Origin of the sequence: Streptomyces sp. FIT100 (assembly GCF_024584805.1) — a bacterium.
Lineage (GTDB): Bacteria > Actinomycetota > Actinomycetes > Streptomycetales > Streptomycetaceae > Streptomyces.
The window spans coordinates 7,271,471-7,287,155 of the sequence record NZ_CP075715.1 but is presented as its reverse complement, the minus strand read 5'-3'; the positions used below and the strand labels follow the sequence as shown (position 1 = coordinate 7,287,155).

Genomic DNA, 15,685 nt, shown 5'->3' with positions numbered 1-15,685 from the left:
GGCGCCACGTCGCACCGGCGAACTCCGCCGTGGCACCGCGCCGCAGCCGTGCGCCGCACGGGGCGACTCGGGCGACTCGGGCGCCATGAACACCGCGCGCCCCTGACCCGTATTCATACTGGCCACGGGGAGGGGCACTTCCGTCACGTCGTCACACCACGGATTCCAGGAGCACACGCATGAGTGGTACCGCCCAGATCGGCGTCACCGGGCTCGCGGTCATGGGCCGCAATCTCGCCCGCAACTTCGCGCGCAACGGCTTCACGGTCGCCGTGCACAACCGGACCGCGGCAAGGACGCGCGAGCTGATCGAGGGGTTCGGCGGCGAGGGCTCCTTCGTCCCGGCCGAGAGCGCCGAGGAGTTCGTCGCCGCCCTGGAGCGGCCGCGCCGGCTGATCATCATGGTCAAGGCGGGCGACCCGACGGACGCGGTGATCGAGGAGTTCGCGCCGCTCCTCGAACCGGGCGACGTGATCATCGACGGCGGCAACGCGCACTTCGCCGACACCCGGCGCCGCGAACGCGAACTGCGCGAGGACGGAATCCACTTCGTGGGCGTGGGCATCTCGGGCGGCGAGGAGGGCGCGCTGCACGGGCCGAGCATCATGCCGGGCGGCTCGCGGGAGTCGTACGCCTCGCTCGGACCGCTGCTGGAGAAGATCGCCGCGAAGGCCCCGGACGGCACACCCTGCACCACCCACATCGGCCCCGACGGCGCCGGCCACTTCGTGAAGATGGTGCACAACGGCATCGAGTACGCGGACATGCAGCTGATCGCGGAGGCGTACCACCTGCTGCGCGAGGTGGCCGGGTACTCCCCCGCGAAGATCGCCGAGACCTTCCGCGGCTGGAACACGGGGCGGCTCGACTCGTATCTGATCGAGATCACGGCCGAGGTGCTGGCGCACACGGACACGGCGACCGGGCAGCCCTTCGTCGACATCGTCGCGGACCGCGCCGAGCAGAAGGGCACCGGGCGCTGGACCGTGCAGATCGCGCTGGATCTCGGGGTCCCGGTGTCGGGCATCGCGGAGGCGGTGTTCGCCCGCTCCCTGTCCGGCCACGCCGAGCTGCGCGCGGCGTCGCGCGACCTGCCGGGGCCGACCCCGCGGCCGCTCGGGGACGCGGAGGCCGCGCGCTTCGCGGACCGGGTCGAGCAGGCGCTGTACGCGTCGAAGATCGTGTCGTACACCCAGGGGTTCCACCAGATCCAGGCGGGCAGCGACGCCTACGACTGGGGCGTCGACCCGGGCGCGGTGGCGTCGATCTGGCGGGCGGGGTGCATCATCAGGGCCGCGTTCCTCGACCGGATCCGCGGCGCGTACGACGCCCAGCCCGAGCTGCCCAGTCTCCTGTCCGACAAGCAGTTCGCGGAGGAGATCGGCGCGGCCCAGGACGACTGGCGCACGGTGGTGGCCGAGGCCGCCCGGCACGGCGTGCCGGCACCGGGCTTCGCGGCGGCGCTGGCGTACTACGACGCGCTGCGGGCGCACAGGCTGCCCGCGGCGCTGACCCAGGGCCAGCGCGACTTCTTCGGCGCGCACACGTACCGCCGGACGGACCGGGACGGGTCGTTCCACACGCTCTGGGGCGGCGACCGCTCGGAGGAGCGGACCAGCTGACTCCGCTCAGCCGGGCGGAGGTCCCGGCTCCGGTTCGGGCACCGGGGCCGGTGGAGGGGGCTCCGGGATCGGCTCGGGCGCGGGCGCCGGGGGCGGCTCCGGCGGGGGTACGGGTCCGGGCGCCGGTCCCGGACCCGGTACGGGCGACGGAGGCGGGATCGGGGGTGTGGGCGGGGGCTGGGGGTGGGTCATGCGAGGCTCCCTGGATCAATGGGACCGTACAGTTCCAGGCTCTCGCCTTGCGGGTGCCCGCGCTCGGCGGATCCAGTCACGGGCACGGGCGGTCCGCAGCGGTGACCGGCCCGCCCGTGCCCACGAACCCGAAGCCGACGAGCCCGAAGCCGATGGACCCGAGCACACGAGCACACCTGCTCACGAGGTCACGAGGGCACGAGGGCACGAGCTCAGCGGCCGGGCCGCTCCCGCAGCTGCCGCTCGGCCTCGCTCACCAGCCCCGCCTCGGGCACGGGCGCCTCGTCGGGGTGGCGCTCGGCCCATTGCGCGGCGTACGGGCACAGCGGCACGACCGGGACGCCCTCGCGGGCGGCCATCGCGTAGAACTCACGCACCAGCGAGCCGGCGATGCCCTTGCCCTCCTGGTCCGGCTCCACGACGGTGTGCACCGCCACGAGCGCGGCGGGGTCGCCGGCCATCGTGAAATAGGCGATGTGTCCGACGAACACACCGTCGTCGTACGCCTCAAGACGGCCCTGGCCGCGGTCGTCGCGAATCTCGCGCTCTGCCATACCGGACTCCTCGATCGCGTGTGGGAAAGCAGGCCGTGCGATACATTTTGCCGCGCCTTGACCACGATCATTTTCAGACTCGGAGACTGGCTTCTCAATGACGGACATAGTCAACGGACTTGGCCGGGCGACCGCCTACGGCGCGCTCGGAGTGGTCCTGCTGATCCTCGGCATCGTCCTGGTGGACCTGCTCACGCCCGGCAAGCTCGGCAAGCAGATCTGGGAGGAGCGCAACCGCAACGCGGCGATCCTGCTCAGCTCGGCGCTCCTCGGCATCGGCGGCATCGTCTTCACCTCGATCTGGACGACGTACACCGACTTCGGCAAGGGCCTTGCGTCCACTGCTGCGTTCGGGGTGCTCGGCCTGGTGCTGATGGCCGTGGCGTTCCTGGTCGTGGACCTCGTCACGCCGGGCAAGCTGGGCGCCACGCTGGTCGAGGCGGAGCCGCACCCGGCGGTGTGGGTGACGGCGTCCTGCAACATCGCGGTCGCGGCGATCGTTTCGGCGTCGATCGCCTGACCGCGTCGATCGCCCGACCCCGCGGGGAGGGCGGTCGGCCCGCGAACGGGCCGGAGCGTCGCCACGGCGATGCCCGGCCCGTCGCCGTGTCGGCACGCACCGTATCCGTACACACGTCCGGGCTGCATTTCGGGCGATACCGCGTGATGCTGGTACTCAGTCCCTCGACACCGCAGTCGCCCGGAGGCACGAAATGACTCAAGAGACGATGGACAAGAGCGAAGAGCCGGAGAGCAGGCGGGCGCCGCAGCAGATCTTCACCGGATCGGAACGCCCCTTCGACCCCGAGGACCTGGTGATGGCGTCCGGCCGCGAGTGCACACCCGCCAATGTGGAACGCGCCCGCAAGGAGATTGCGGAAAAGGGCGCCGCGGCGCTGGAGCGCTACCTGCCCTGACGTACACGGGCAGTTGACCGTCATCACGCTCCGCACAGGGCTTTGGGCGGCCCTGAAGAGCTTCGAAAAGGAACAAATGGGTATCAACGGGATGAAGCTCGGCCGACGGACCCCGCCGTCACCACGGCGCAGGCCACGTCCACCGCCGTCGAAGGAGCCTCATGTCCAGCTCGCCGCTCGCCCGTGAACCCACCGTCCGTGCCGCCCCGCGGGAGCGGTCGGCGGCACCGGACGGCCTCCCCGAGATACCGGACCCCCGCACCATCAGCCCGATGGACGCCCGCTCCCTGTCGGTCGTCCTGTTCCGGCGGCTGCGCACGCTGGAGGAGGGGACGCCGGAGTACTCCTACGTCCGCAACACGCTGGTGGAGCTCAACATGAGCCTCGTGCGGTTCGCCGCCGGCCGGTTCCGCGGCCGCAGCGAACCCATGGAGGACATCGTCCAGGTCGGCACGGTCGGCCTGATCAAGGCCATCAACCGCTTCGACGTGGAGCGCGAGGTCGAGTTCACCTCCTTCGCGCTGCCCACCGTCGTCGGCGAGATCAAGCGCTTCTTCCGCGACACCAGCTGGGCCGTCCGCGTGCCGCGGCGGCTCCAGGAGCTCCGGCTCGATCTCGCGAAGGCGTTCGACACCCTGGAGCAGGACCTGGGACGCGCCCCCACCGCGGCCGAACTCGCCGACCGGCTCGGCGTCACGGACGCGGAGGTCGTGGAGGGCCAGCGGGCCGCCAACGGCTATGTGGCCCGCTCCATCGAGCCCCTGGAGGACGACGAGCCTCCCGGCGGGCTCGCCCGCCGGCTGGGCGCGGAGGACCCGGCGCTGGACGTCGTCGAGTGCCTGGAGTGCCTGAAGCCGGTGATCGCGACGCTGCCGGAGCGGGAGCGGACGATTCTGTCGCTGCGCTTCGGGGACGAGCTGACGCAGTCGGAGATCGGGGACCGGCTGGGCATCTCCCAGATGCACGTCTCGCGCCTGCTGGCGCGGGTCCTGGACCAGCTCCGGGCTGCGCTCCTCGCGGAGGACGAGGCGCAGCAGGGCGCGGCGTAGCACGGGGATGGACCACACGCGCGCCCCGACCGCCGCCGGCAGCGCCGGCCAGCCGCCTCCGCCTCCGCAGCGACACGCTCAGCACGCGCGGCGCCTTGGCCCCGGGCAGGGAACCGCCGGGCCCCACAGGGCCGCCGCCGCGGCTACGGCGGCCAGGGGGCCAGGAGCCCGAGGGCGCCGGATGCCCGCCGTTGTGACGAATGGCCGTCCCGGCCGGGTCGTGTCCCGGCCGGGTCGTGTCCCGGCCGGGTCGCCGCGGGCGGTCAGTGGTCCGGTTCGGGCCGGTCAGTAGCCGAGTTCGCGGGCGAGCTCGGTCTTGTTCATCTTCGAACGGCCTTCGATGTGGCGGCTCTTGGCCTCCGCGTAGAGCTGGTCGTAGGTCGGGCCCTGTGCGCCCTTGTGGGAATGCCGGCCGCCGCGCTTCGACGGTGGCATGTCCTCGACGGAGGTCCGGCTCGCGGTCCTGGACTCGCCCTTCTGCGCGCGTTCCTTGTTGACCGTGCGCGCAGCGATCTCCTCCGCGCGCCTGCGGCTCTCGCCGCGTTCCAGCGCGCTCTCCTTGATGTGCTCGTACTGGCGTTCGCGCTTGGGACTGGATCCACGGGGCATCGTTGTTACTCCTTTCGGAAAGCCGCAGCGACAGAGGAAGGAACGTCGCCATGGGTGCAGGAAACCGGGGCCTTCCCGGATCCGCAGGGGGCACACCGGGGGCGCAGCTCGTCGGGTACCGGGTCGAGGCGACCGACGGCAGCGTCGGAAAAGTCGACCGGCACACCGAGGACGTCGGCAGGACGTATCTCGTGGTGGACACCGGGCCGTGGATCTTCGGACACCGGGTGGCGGTTCCCGCGGACGAGGTCTCCCGCGTCGACGAGGCGAGCCGGACGGTGTACGTGGATGCCACCAGGCAGCAGATCAAAGGCTCGCCCTGCTTCGAGAGCGGACGGGACGACGAGGACGTGGCGTCGCTGCGCCTCATCGAGGAGCACTACGCGAACGGCCATATGTGACGGCACGGCGTCACCGTGCGCGTCCACCGCGTCCGCCTCGTGCCCGGTCACTCGTCACGCGTCATGCGTCACGCGCCGCTGTTCGGCGGGCCCGAGCAGATGTCGGCGAGCGCCGAGCGCGGTTCCCTCGCCCTCGCCAGATCACCGAGGGTGACGATGCCGCGCGGCTGGCCGTCCTCGACGACCGCGAGCCGGCGCACCATGTGCACCCGCATCAGCCTGGCCGCCTCCTCCGTGTCCTGCTCCGGACGGACCGTGACGACGTCCGGTGTGCACACGGAGCGGACGGGCATGATGTGCGGGTCGTGCCCCATGGCCACGGACCGTACGGCGATGTCGCGATCGGTCAGCATGCCGAGGAGCCGCTGATCGTCGGCGACGATGACATCGCCGATGTCCTGGTCCCGCATCAGCCTGGCGGCCTCGACGAGTGACGCGTCGGGAGGCAGCGTCCGCACTCCGGGCGTCATCACGTCCTTCACGAGCTCGGTCATGACTGTCTCTCCCTTCCCTGCTTCCTGCGTCATCCCGTCTGCCCCGATCGCGGCCGGGTATCCCCGGAATTCCGGAATTCCGGAAAGCGACGGATCCTTGGATTGCACGGCTGGGATCCGGTGCGCACGCTGGAGACGAGATGACCACGTCCGATCGAGGTCGGGACGCACCGGGGCGCGACCAGCTGGCCGCCGCGGTCACCCAGCTCACCGCGGAACTCGCGGCCCTGCGCCGTGACCTCGCCCGCCGCCATCTGCTCGACCTGGCATCGGGCGTGCTCGTCGCGCAGCTCTCGCTCACCCCCGCCGACGCCGTGGACCACCTCGCCCAGCTGGCGGAGACCACCGGCATCGCCCCGGAGGACCTCGCCGCCGACATCGTCAACGGCGCCTCGGGGACGGCCGGCCTGTCCCCCTTGGCGATGGCCGCGGACCTGGGGGAGGCCGCCGCGGACGAGGACGCGGCTGCGGCTGCGGACGCGGCTGCGGACGCGGACGGGACCGCGGACGTCGGCGTGGACGAGGCCGCGGACATCGACGTGGACCAGGAGCGTACGGACGCACGCCGGGCGCGCCTGACCGAGGCGGCGGCCGAGGCCGCCGCGCAGACCGGCGGCACGGTCGACGAGGTGGCCGAGACCCTGCTGGACGGAGGGCTGCGGCCGCTCGGTGTGCGCGGGCTGTGGCTGTTCCGGCGTACGGAGACGGACTGTCTGGAGCTCGCCGGACAGGCCGGGGTGAGCCCGCTGGAGGCCGCCCACTGGCGCTGGGTGCCCCCCGGGGCGCACAGCCCCCTGCACCGGGTGCTGACGGAGGCCGCCCCCGCCTGGCTGCCCGCCGGCCCCGGCGACGGCGAGCGGCTGCCCGGCCCCGCCCCTGACGCCGCCCGTGCCGTGCTCCCGCTGCGGCAGCGCGGCGCGGTGACGGGGCTCGCCCTCGCCGACTGGCCCGGCCCCCGCGAGCTGGACGAGCCGGTGCAGCGCGCCCTGATGGGCCTGGCGGTCCCGGCCGCCCGGATCCTTGACGCGGGCGGCGCCGATCCGGCGGAGCCCGCCGTACTCGCCCCGCTCCTCGACCAGCTCACCCACCCGGCGATGTCGCTGCGCGCCGACCCCGAGAACGGGGCCCTCCACGTCGAGCACCTCAACCGGCCCGCGCTCGACTCGGCGGGCCGTACGCACGGCACGGCCGGCCGTCCGCTGGCCCAGGTCTTCCCCGCCGTGTCCGCCGACCTCGCCCAGCTGGCCCGGGCGGCGCGCGAGTCGGCGGCGCCGCGGCGGGAGGCCCGGCTGCCGGTCGTGCACCGGGCGGGGGACCCCGACCCGCTCCACGACGTGCGGGTGCTGCCCGTCGGCCCGGGCAGGACGGTCGTGCTCTGGCACGGCGCCACCGACCCTCTGATGTCGCTCACCCGGGTGCTCGGCCGGCTGGAGAACCTGGCGGCGTTCGAGGACGACCTGATCGCGGGCACCTCCCGGTGGAGCGAGCAGGCGTACCGCATCTTCGGTCTCGACCCGGCGGCCCCCGCGGTGCCGCTGCGCCGTCTTGCGCCGCAGCTGCACCGGGACGAGACCGACAAGCTGCACGATCTGCTGACGGAGCTCACCGAGCGCCGGCACGGCGCGCACACCGTGGTCCGCGTGGTCCGCGAGGACGGCGGGCTGCGCCATGTCCGCATCGCGGCAGAGCCGCTGCTGACGGGCGGGGTGCTCACCGGGATCACCGGCGTGTACCAGGACGTCTCGGCCCAGCACCACACCGAGATCGCGCTCAGCGCCACCTACGACCGGCTGACCGCCGCCCAGACCCAGGCGGCGCTGCGCCATCAGCTGGTCGTTCAATTGCAGCAGGCGATCGTCCCCGAAGTGCCCGTGCTCCAGCGCCTCCACGGCCTGGAGGTGGCCGCCCGCTACCGGCCGGCGGCCGAGGAGTACCGGGTGGGCGGCGACTGGTACGACGTGCTGCCGCTGCCCGGCGGACGGGTGCTGGTCGCCGTCGGCGACATCGCGGGGCACGGCATCGACTCGGTGACGGGCATGGTCGCGCTGCGCAACGCGCTGCGCGGGCTCGCGTTCACCGGCCACTCCCCCGCCCGGCTGATGAGTCTGCTGAACGAGGTCACGCTGCACACGCACGGGCATCCGACCGCCACTGCCGTCTGCGCCCTGTACGACCCGGCGGAACGCTCGCTGTGCTGGGCCAGCGCCGGGCATCTGCCGCCGCTCCTGCTCCGTGACGCGCGGGCGCGTTTCCTCGATCCGCCGCGCAACATCCTGCTGGGCGCGGTGCCCTCGGCCGAGTACGCGCAGCGGGTGACGCCGCTGGCCCCCGGGGACACGCTGATGCTGTACACCGACGGGCTGGTGGAACGCCGCCACACAGGGCTCGACGAGAGCCTCGCGGGCCTGCGGAGGGCGGCCGAGCGCCTCGGGCGCGGGGGCCTGGACGAGCGTACGGACCGGCTGCTGGCGTCCGTAACCGGAGACACGGACGACGACACCAGCCTGGTGGTCGTACGCGTCTCCTGAGCACGCCTCCCGGGCCCGCTGCCCCTGCCCCTGCCCCTGCCCCTGCCCCTGCCCCTGCCCCTGCCACGCGTGCCACGCGTGCCATGCCTGCCCGGGCTCAGCGCTGGAGCCACTTGCGCACCCGTGCGACGAGGTCGTACGCGTCGACCGGCTTGGTGATGTAGTCGTTGGCCCCGGCGGCGAGGCTCTTGGCCCGGTCCCCCGGCATCGCCTTGGCGGTGACCACGATGACGGGCACGGCGGCGGACCTCGGCAGCTTCCTGATGGCGGCTGTGGCGTGGTAGCCGTCCATGCCGGGCATCATCACGTCCATCACGATGAGGTCGACGTCCGGGTGGGCGGTGAGCAGTTCGATGCCGGAGCGGCCGTCGTCGGCCGTGAGGACGCGGACGCCCTCCGCCTCCAGGATCTCGGTGACGGCGTACACGTTCCGGTCGTCGTCGTCGATGACGAGCACCACGCGCCCGGCCAGGGATCCGTTCCGCCCCTGCCGCTGTCCCTGAGCGGTCCCGTGCGGGCCGGCGGCGGCACTCGGGCCGGCGGCGCGCGCCCGTGCGGCGAGCCCCGGCGGCGGCTGCTCGGGCAGCTCGCCGCCGACGGGCACGTAGAAGGTGAAGACGCTGCCCTCGCCGGGACGGCTCTCGGCGACGATGACCCCGCTGAGGAGCTGGGCGAGTTCGCGGCTGATCGACAGACCGAGGCCGGTGCCGCCGTAGCGCCGCCCCGTGGTCACCGCGCCCTGCTGGAACGCGCCGAAGATGGACTCCAGATGCTCCGGCGCGATCCCGACCCCGGTGTCCTTGATCCGGAACGCGACGACCGGCACACCCCGCAGCTGCGGGGGCAGTTCGGCGCCGGCGGCGTGCTCGACCCGCAGCTCCACGCCGCCCGACTCGGTGAACTTCACGGCGTTGGAGAGCAGATTGCGCAGCACCTGCCGGAGCCGGGTCTCGTCGGTCATGATCTCGTCGGGCACGTCCTCGGCGGTGACCACCTCGAAGTCCAGGTTGCGCTCGCCGGCCAGCGGCCGGAAGGTCATCTCGACGTACTCCAGCAGCCGCTGGAGCGGGAACCGCTCGCGGTGGACGTCCATCTTGCCCGCCTCGACCTTGGACAGGTCGAGGATGTCGTTGATCAGCTGGAGCAGGTCCGAACCGGCGGAGTGGATGACCTCCGCGTAGTCGACCTGCTTCTCCGACAGATTGCCGTCGGGGTTCTGGGCGAGCAGCTGGGCCAGGATGAGCAGGCTGTTGAGCGGGGTGCGCAGCTCGTGGCTCATGTTGGCGAGGAACTCCGACTTGTACATCGAGGTGCGCGAGAGCTGCTTGGCCCGCTCCTCCAGCTCCTCCCGGCCCTGCTCGATCTCCAGGTTCTTCCGCTCGATGTCGCGGTTGCGGTCGGCTAGCAGGGCCGCCTTCTCGGCCAGCTCGGCGTTGGAGCGCTGGAGCTCCTCCTGACGCGCCTGCAACTCCTGGGAGCGGGCGCGCAGTTCGGCCGTGAGCCGCTGGGACTGTTCGAGCAGTTCATCGGTGCGGGTGTGGGCGATGAGCGAGCTGACGTTGACGCCGACCATCTCGATGAACCGCTCCAGGAAGTCGCGGTGGGTCCGGGCGAAGGGGCGCAGCGCGGCGAGCTCGACCGCGCCGAGCACCTGCTCCTCGACCACGATCGGCAGCACGATCAGGGCGGCCGGGGCGCCGGCCCCGAGACCGGAGGAGATGGTGACGAAGCCGGGCGGCAGATCGTCGACGGCGATGGTGCGGCGGCTCAGCGCGGCCTGGCCGACGAGGGACTCGCCGAGCCGGATGCGGGCGGGCGGCGCGGGGGCCCGGGACTCCGGTGCCGGGGCGCCGTACGAGGCGGTCATGACGAGCTCGGTGCCGCTGCCGTCGGCCGCCTCCTCGGCCAGGAAGAAGGCTCCGTACTGGGACGAGACGAGCGGCGGCACCTCGTTCATGATGATCTCGGCGATGCCCTCGAGGTCGTTGCTCGACTGCATCAGTCCGGAGATCCGGGCCAGGTTGGTCTTGAGCCAGTCCTGTTCCTCGTTGGCGCGGGTGGTGGCGCGCAGCGACTCGACCATGGCGTTGATGTTGTCCTTCAGGTCGCCGACCTCGCCGGGCGCGTCCACGGTGATGGACCGGGTGAGGTCCCCCTCGGCGACGGCGCTGGTGACCTCCGCGATGGCGCGGACCTGGCGGGTGAGGTTGCCCGCGAGCTCGTTGACGTTCTCGGTGAGCCGTTTCCAGGTGCCGGAGACGCCCTCGACCTCGGCCTGGCCGCCGAGCCGGCCCTCGCTGCCGACCTCGCGGGCGACGCGGGTGACCTCGGCGGCGAACGACGACAGCTGGTCGACCATCGTGTTGATGGTCGTCTTGAGCTCCAGGATCTCGCCGCGGGCGTCGACGTCGATCTTGCGGGTGAGATCGCCGCGCGCGACGGAGGTGGTGACCTGGGCGATGTTGCGGACCTGGTTGGTCAGGTTGGTCGCCATGGAGTTGACGTTGTCGGTGAGGTCCTTCCAGGTGCCCGACACCCCCCGGACGGTCGCCTGGCCGCCGAGGTCGCCCTCGGTGCCGACCTCGCGGGCGACCCGGGTGACCTCCTCGGCGAACGACGAGAGCCGTTCGACCATCGTGTTGATGGTCTCCTTGAGCTCCAGGATCTCGCCGCGGGCGTCGACGCGGATCTTCTGGGTGAGGTCGCCCCTGGCGACGGCCGAGGCGACCTGAGCGATCGACCGCACCTGGGAGGTGAGGTTGTCGGCCATGGTGTTCACGCCGGTGGTGAGCTCCTGCCAGACACCGCCGACGCCCTTGACGCGGGCGTGGCCGCCGAGCCTGCCCTCGCCGCCGACCTCCACGGCGACCCGGGTCACCTCGGAGGTGACGAGCGAGAGCTGGTCGACCATGCCGTTGTAGACCGAGGCGATCTCGCCCATGATGCCCCCGGCGTCGTCCGGGAGCCGGGCGGAGAAGTCCCCGTCGCGCACGGCCGTCAGGCCCGCGAGGAGCTTGCGCAGGCCCTCCTCGCTGAGGGCGGCCGGCGGGCGGGGGTCCTCCGCCGCACGGCCGGGGTACCGGGGGTCCGGGTGAGCCTCGGAGGGTTGGCCCCGTGAGTGAGCGGATGCGTCCATCGCCGGCCTCGTGTCGCTCGTTCGGCGTCCTGTCTCATTCTCGACTCTCGCACGGGGTGCCCAGGGGGACACCCGGACACCCGGGACGGCGCCCGGTCGCCCCCGGACGCCCGGACGCCCGCTAGGGCGTGTTGCGAAAGTAGCGTCGTCCGCCCGTAGGGCGGGCGCGGCGGCGTCTGGTGCGTGCGATCGCAAGGCGGAGGAAGGAGAGCGCAGCGGGCTGCGCCGACGACCGACAACGCCGCGAGCGTGCGTGCCAGACGCCGCCGCGCAGACGGGACTTTCGCAACACGCCCTAGGGGAGGCGCGGCGCGGCGATCTCCGCCCATACGGTCTTGCCGGTGCCGCGGGGCACCGAGCCCCAGGCGCGGGCGAGGCGTGCGAGCACGACGAGCCCGTGGCCGCCGGGGAGGGCGGGGTCCGCGTGGGGGCGGGGCCGCGGCGGTACGGGGCTGTCGTCGCTCACCTCGATACGCAGACGCTCGGGCGTGCAGTGGAGCACCAGCTCCTGCGGACCCTCGGTGTGCAGACAGGCATTGGTGACCAGTTCGGAGACGACCATGAGGACGTCCTCGGCGACGGCGAGCCGCTCGTCGGCCTCGTACACCTCGTCGTCCGCCTCGTCGTAGGCGTCCGCCTCGTCGTAGGTGTCGTCCAACGCGTCGTCGAGCGCCTTCTCCGTCGCCTTCCCGGTCGCCTTCCCGGGCGGCTCGCTCCGGGCGTACGGATCGACGTCCGCCCCGCTGTCCGGCAGCCACCCCCAGTCGGCGAGCGCGGCGCGGCTGAAGTCGCGGCAGCGCCCGACCGCGCCCCGGGGCCCGGACAGGACGAGTCTGCGGGTCTGCCCCGGTGCCGGAAGGGCCGCGCTCACGGTTGCCTACTCCTCCCGCGGCCGTGCCGCCAGCGCCTCGCCGAGGCTGGCATGCCGGGGGAAGACCGCTCCGGCGCCCGTGATCGCGAACATCCGTGCGACCTGGGGGCGCAGCGCGGCCAGCTCGACCCTGGCGTCCGTCTCCTGGGCGGCGAGGCGGGCGTGCAGCAGCACGTTCAGGCCCGTCGAGTCGCAGAACAGCAGCTCGGAGCAGTCCACGAGCAGTCTGCGCGCACCGCTCGCGATCCCCTCGTCCAGAGCGGCCCGCAGCGGCTCGGCGGTGTCGTGGTCGAGCTCGCCGGTGAGCGCGACCACCACGATGTCCGGGTCGGGACCCGGCCGTACCTCGACGCCGAACCGGCCGCCCTCTGCTCCGGTGCTCTCCACACCGACGACTATGACACCGCCGCCCTGACGGCGCATGGCACCCGCGGCCGGGCGTTCGGATCAGGCCCTACGCTGAGAAGCGGCCCCTCTGTCGGCCCTCCTCACCACGAGCGGCGAAAGCTGGCGTACCCGATGAACTCATCCCGCGATTTCGAGCTGCTGGCCGTGACGATCCAGGTGGACGGGCACCCCGACATCCCCGTCCCGCTGGCGCAGGATGGACCGGACGACCAGGCCGCCGGGCGCCGGGCGCGGCCCACGACGGTGAGCCTGCGGGAAGGCGCGGAGTTCCGGGTGCGGCTGGACTTCTCCGTACGGGCCCGGCACGACGTCGAGGGGCTCAAGTTCATCGACGAACGCAGTCGCGAGGGGGTCACGATGGGCCACCGTGAGACCCATCTGGGCGACTACCGGCCGGGCGGCCCGTACGAGGTCGTCCTGCCGCCGGAGCACCTCCCGACGGGGCATCTGGCCCGCTGCACCTACGAGTGCACCGGCACCTTCGTCAACGGTGCGGGCCAGGAGCTCGGCCGGGTGACACACGGCCTGGAGATCACGAAGGACTGGCCTCAGTGACCCCCTGAGGGCCCGCGTCCTCGAACGCCGCGAACGCCGACTCCAGCCGCCACTGCAGCTCCGCCCTGGGGCTCTCCGCCAGCAGCCGTGCGCAGGACGGGCGGGGCGTCCTCTCACCCGGCAGCTCACGCCGGCAGGGGGCGGCGAGCGCGGGCCGGTCCCCCGGCCGGACCGTTCCCGGCCGCCACAGACTGCGGCCGGGCAGGAAGGCGTACTCCAGCGAGGCGCGCGCCAGGTCCTTCAGTTCCGGATACCGCAGGCCGTAGGTGACGGCGGCACGCTCGTACTCGTGGCTGATGTCGGTGCGCGAGACCCCGGGGTCGTCGGTGGCCAGGACGACCGGGACGCCGAAGCGCCGGTACGTGGGGAAGGGGTGCTCGGCGCCCGACACGCCGAGGATCTGCGCATTGCTGGTGAGCGGCGTCTCCACCGCGATCCCGCGGCGTGCCATGGTGCGGGCGAGTTCCCGCCGGTCGTCCTCGTGGCGCAGGTCGACGCCGTGGCCGATGCGCTCGGCGCGTCCGGTGAGCACCGCCTCGCGGATGTGGAAGGTCAGCTCCTCGGGCTTGACGAGCCCGGGGGCCAGTTCGCCTGCGTGGAGGGTGATGTGCGCGCCGGGATAGATCCGGTGCAGCAGGCGGGTCATCCGCATGTGGAGCCGGTAGTCGCGCAGGGAGACGGGCCAGTCCTCCGGCTGCACGAGGTTCACGCCCACGAAGCGCCTGTCGCGCTCGGCGAGCCGCATGCCGAGGACGAGCTGGGTGAAGGCCATCTCCGGTGAACTCCCCCGGTACGCATGGGAGATCCAGCGCACCGGCAGGTCGCAGGCCGGTGCGGGACTGGGCGTTTCGCAGCGGGCGGCGGTGCGGAACTGGGCGTCGGCCGCGTCGGCCTCCTGCCGCGCCTCGGCCACGAGCCGGTCCATCCGGCCGCCCGCGAGCAGCTTGCGGTGGAGGGCCCGCAGGTCGTCGTCGTGTCCGACCGCCTCCGCGAGGCGCTGCGCGCCGGCCGCGACGGGGGTGACCATCGACTCCAGGTAGAGCTGGTTCTGCGCCACGGCGCTCGCGGCGACATCGGCGCGCAGCCTGCCGCGGTTGGGTTCGCTCACCGCACCGAACTTCTCGAAGGTGGCGAAGAAGTGGTCGTGGCCGGGCTGTCCGGGCGGGAAGTCCTGCATGGACCAGGCCCGCAGGATCGTCCGGTGGAGCGCCGGATCGGTCGCGGCGTCGGCCGCCGGGCGCGTTCCCGCACCGCACGGCGGCGGCACCGCGGTCGTCGTGGCCAGGTCGATGCAGAGGCCGTCCTCGCCCGCGAGCCGGATCAGGAACTCGGTGGCCGCCGCGCCGGACAGGTGGTTGTGCAGATCGCCGCCCTTGGGCAGGGCGCGGAAGAAGGCGCGCAGCGCCTCGGGCCGGTCCCGTACGGACTCCAGGTACGCGGACACGCGCCGCTCCGCGCCGGACACCGGCCGCGGTGCGGAAGGGCCGGGCTGCCGTGCGGCGGCGGTCGGCGCGGGCAGCGGGGCCAGCGAGGGCAGTACGGCGAGACCGGCGAGGCAGGCGAGACCGGCGGCGGGAAGGGCGGGGCGCAGTGGACGGACAGTGCGCAGCGGACGGACAGGGCGGAGCGGGCGCGGGGCCCGGCGAGGTGCGCAGATCACGCCATATGGTCGTCGGCCGTGCACGCGCTTCCCGGGCCGACAAGCGGAACGGGCAGGGCGTTCACCCCCGCGTGTGAGGCCGCCGGGCGGGACGGCCGGACCGGTCCCAGTTCCGTACGGTCCCGGGCGCCGCGCACCGGGCGGCGCCGTGCGACGCTGGAGGTGATCCGGCGCTCGAAACGGAGGCCCAGATGAGCAACTCTTCCATCCGTATGACTGCCGCCCTGTCGGCCGAGCACCGTGCCCGGCTGCTGGAGATCGCCGACGACGTCAAGTTCGCCGAGGGGGACCACGTCTTCGAGGAGGGCCATCGGGCCGAACGCTTCTGGATCATCAGGTCCGGCACGGTCACCCTGCACATGCCGATACCGGGGCGGCGTCCCGCCGTGATCGAGAACCTCGGCTTCGGTGAACTCGTGGGCTGGTCATGGCTGTTCCCGCCCTATGTGTGGCAACTGGGCGCGGAGGCGATGACGCCCGTCCGTGCGCAGGAGTTCGACGCGCTGACCGTCCGCATGATGATGGACGCCGATCCGCGGTTCGGTTCGGCGATCGGGCAGTGGGTCGGCAGGGTGCTCGCTCACCGGCTGCACGCGACGCGCATCCGCCTGCTGGACCTGTACGCCCCGTACGGCAGCGGCTTCACGATCTGACCCTTCGGGCCAGACTTCTCCGGCACCCCTCCGGCC

The 15,685-nt window shown here is 72.8% G+C and carries 15 protein-coding genes; 8 read left to right on the top strand and 7 right to left on the bottom strand.

The window, feature by feature from the left end; genetic code table 11:
• Positions 1–179 precede the first annotated feature (179 nt).
• A complete protein-coding gene (gene gndA, locus KK483_RS32545; protein WP_262008793.1) occupies positions 180–1,622 on the top strand; it encodes an NADP-dependent phosphogluconate dehydrogenase in 1,443 nt (480 codons plus the stop codon).
• A gap of 404 nt (positions 1,623–2,026) precedes the next feature.
• On the opposite strand, the gene KK483_RS32540 is transcribed toward gndA, so the two are convergent.
• The gene (locus tag KK483_RS32540) at positions 2,027–2,476 is read right to left on the bottom strand and encodes a GNAT family N-acetyltransferase (protein WP_262008792.1); all 450 of its coding nucleotides are present in this window, start codon (positions 2,474–2,476) and stop codon (positions 2,027–2,029) included.
• Here KK483_RS32540 and KK483_RS32535 point away from each other — a divergent pair.
• From KK483_RS32535 to KK483_RS32525, 3 genes are all read left to right on the top strand, one after another.
• The gene (locus tag KK483_RS32535) at positions 2,466–2,888 is read left to right on the top strand and encodes a DUF350 domain-containing protein (protein ID WP_242331283.1); all 423 of its coding nucleotides are present in this window, start codon (positions 2,466–2,468) and stop codon (positions 2,886–2,888) included. The two genes, KK483_RS32540 and KK483_RS32535, sit on opposite strands and share 11 nt — an antisense overlap.
• A 208-nt stretch (positions 2,889–3,096) precedes the next feature.
• Positions 3,097–3,285 carry a hypothetical protein gene (locus KK483_RS32530; RefSeq protein WP_381591869.1) on the top strand — a complete coding sequence of 63 codons (189 nt, stop codon included), beginning with the start codon at positions 3,097–3,099 and terminating at the stop codon, positions 3,283–3,285.
• Positions 3,286–3,446: 161 nt separating this feature from the next.
• Positions 3,447–4,334, top strand: a complete 888-nt coding sequence (locus KK483_RS32525) for a SigB/SigF/SigG family RNA polymerase sigma factor (protein WP_262008791.1) — start codon at positions 3,447–3,449, stop codon at positions 4,332–4,334.
• Between the two features lie 285 nt (positions 4,335–4,619).
• Here KK483_RS32525 and KK483_RS32520 read toward each other — a convergent pair whose 3' ends face one another.
• Positions 4,620–4,943, bottom strand: a complete 324-nt coding sequence (locus KK483_RS32520) for a plasmid stabilization protein (RefSeq protein ID WP_262008790.1) — start codon at positions 4,941–4,943, stop codon at positions 4,620–4,622.
• Positions 4,944–4,993: 50 nt separating this feature from the next.
• On the opposite strand from KK483_RS32520, the gene KK483_RS32515 reads away from it, so the two are divergent.
• Positions 4,994–5,344, top strand: a complete 351-nt coding sequence (locus KK483_RS32515; protein ID WP_262008789.1) for a PRC-barrel domain-containing protein — start codon at positions 4,994–4,996, stop codon at positions 5,342–5,344.
• A 68-nt stretch (positions 5,345–5,412) separates the two neighbouring features.
• On the opposite strand, the gene KK483_RS32510 is transcribed toward KK483_RS32515, so the two are convergent.
• On the bottom strand, positions 5,413–5,838 hold the full coding sequence (locus KK483_RS32510; RefSeq protein WP_262008788.1) for a CBS domain-containing protein: 426 nt from the start codon (positions 5,836–5,838) through the stop codon (positions 5,413–5,415).
• Positions 5,839–5,978: 140 nt separating this feature from the next.
• Here KK483_RS32510 and KK483_RS32505 point away from each other — a divergent pair, with 140 nt between their 5' ends.
• Positions 5,979–8,366, top strand: a complete 2,388-nt coding sequence (locus KK483_RS32505; RefSeq protein WP_262008787.1) for a SpoIIE family protein phosphatase — start codon at positions 5,979–5,981, stop codon at positions 8,364–8,366.
• 97 nt (positions 8,367–8,463) lie between these two features.
• Here the strand turns inward: KK483_RS32505 and KK483_RS32500 are convergent, their stop codons facing one another.
• The 3 genes from KK483_RS32500 to KK483_RS32490 all read right to left on the bottom strand — a co-directional run bounded on the left by KK483_RS32500 (position 8,464) and on the right by KK483_RS32490 (position 12,796).
• Positions 8,464–11,502, bottom strand: coding sequence for a HAMP domain-containing protein (locus tag KK483_RS32500; RefSeq protein ID WP_262008786.1), 3,039 nt, complete (start codon positions 11,500–11,502; stop codon positions 8,464–8,466).
• Positions 11,503–11,797: 295 nt separating this feature from the next.
• Positions 11,798–12,373: an ATP-binding protein gene (locus tag KK483_RS32495; RefSeq protein ID WP_262008785.1), complete on the bottom strand. Its 576-nt coding sequence runs from the start codon at positions 12,371–12,373 to the stop codon at positions 11,798–11,800.
• Between the two features lie 6 nt (positions 12,374–12,379).
• Positions 12,380–12,796: an STAS domain-containing protein gene (locus tag KK483_RS32490; RefSeq protein ID WP_262008784.1), complete on the bottom strand. Its 417-nt coding sequence runs from the start codon at positions 12,794–12,796 to the stop codon at positions 12,380–12,382.
• Between the two features lie 96 nt (positions 12,797–12,892).
• On the opposite strand from KK483_RS32490, the gene KK483_RS32485 reads away from it, so the two are divergent.
• Complete coding sequence (locus KK483_RS32485; protein ID WP_262008783.1) at positions 12,893–13,336, top strand: rho GDP-dissociation inhibitor; 444 nt, start codon at positions 12,893–12,895, stop codon at positions 13,334–13,336.
• On the opposite strand, the gene KK483_RS32480 is transcribed toward KK483_RS32485, so the two are convergent.
• A complete protein-coding gene (locus tag KK483_RS32480; RefSeq protein WP_399016260.1) occupies positions 13,314–14,945 on the bottom strand; it encodes an adenosine deaminase in 1,632 nt (543 codons plus the stop codon). The genes KK483_RS32485 and KK483_RS32480 overlap by 23 nt on opposite strands.
• Before the next feature lie 242 nt (positions 14,946–15,187).
• Between KK483_RS32480 and KK483_RS32475 the strand changes: the two genes are divergently transcribed.
• Positions 15,188–15,649: a Crp/Fnr family transcriptional regulator gene (locus KK483_RS32475; protein ID WP_262008782.1), complete on the top strand. Its 462-nt coding sequence runs from the start codon at positions 15,188–15,190 to the stop codon at positions 15,647–15,649.
• Positions 15,650–15,685 lie beyond the last annotated feature (36 nt).

Excerpts from the sequence above, each read along its gene's own strand:
- gndA (WP_262008793.1), top strand. The coding sequence starts at position 180 with ATGAGTGGTACCGCCCAGATCGGCGTCACCGGGCTCGCGGTCATGGGC.
- KK483_RS32535 (WP_242331283.1), top strand. The coding sequence starts at position 2,466 with ATGACGGACATAGTCAACGGACTTGGCCGGGCGACCGCCTACGGCGCG.
- KK483_RS32540 (WP_262008792.1), bottom strand. The coding sequence starts at position 2,476 with ATGTCCGTCATTGAGAAGCCAGTCTCCGAGTCTGAAAATGATCGTGGT.
- KK483_RS32530 (WP_381591869.1), top strand. The coding sequence starts at position 3,097 with ATGGACAAGAGCGAAGAGCCGGAGAGCAGGCGGGCGCCGCAGCAGATC.
- KK483_RS32525 (WP_262008791.1), top strand. The coding sequence starts at position 3,447 with ATGTCCAGCTCGCCGCTCGCCCGTGAACCCACCGTCCGTGCCGCCCCG.
- KK483_RS32520 (WP_262008790.1), bottom strand. The coding sequence starts at position 4,943 with ATGCCCCGTGGATCCAGTCCCAAGCGCGAACGCCAGTACGAGCACATC.
- KK483_RS32515 (WP_262008789.1), top strand. The coding sequence starts at position 4,994 with ATGGGTGCAGGAAACCGGGGCCTTCCCGGATCCGCAGGGGGCACACCG.
- KK483_RS32510 (WP_262008788.1), bottom strand. The coding sequence starts at position 5,838 with ATGACCGAGCTCGTGAAGGACGTGATGACGCCCGGAGTGCGGACGCTG.
- KK483_RS32505 (WP_262008787.1), top strand. The coding sequence starts at position 5,979 with ATGACCACGTCCGATCGAGGTCGGGACGCACCGGGGCGCGACCAGCTG.
- KK483_RS32500 (WP_262008786.1), bottom strand. The coding sequence starts at position 11,502 with ATGGACGCATCCGCTCACTCACGGGGCCAACCCTCCGAGGCTCACCCG.
- KK483_RS32490 (WP_262008784.1), bottom strand. The coding sequence starts at position 12,796 with ATGCGCCGTCAGGGCGGCGGTGTCATAGTCGTCGGTGTGGAGAGCACC.
- KK483_RS32485 (WP_262008783.1), top strand. The coding sequence starts at position 12,893 with ATGAACTCATCCCGCGATTTCGAGCTGCTGGCCGTGACGATCCAGGTG.
- KK483_RS32475 (WP_262008782.1), top strand. The coding sequence starts at position 15,188 with ATGAGCAACTCTTCCATCCGTATGACTGCCGCCCTGTCGGCCGAGCAC.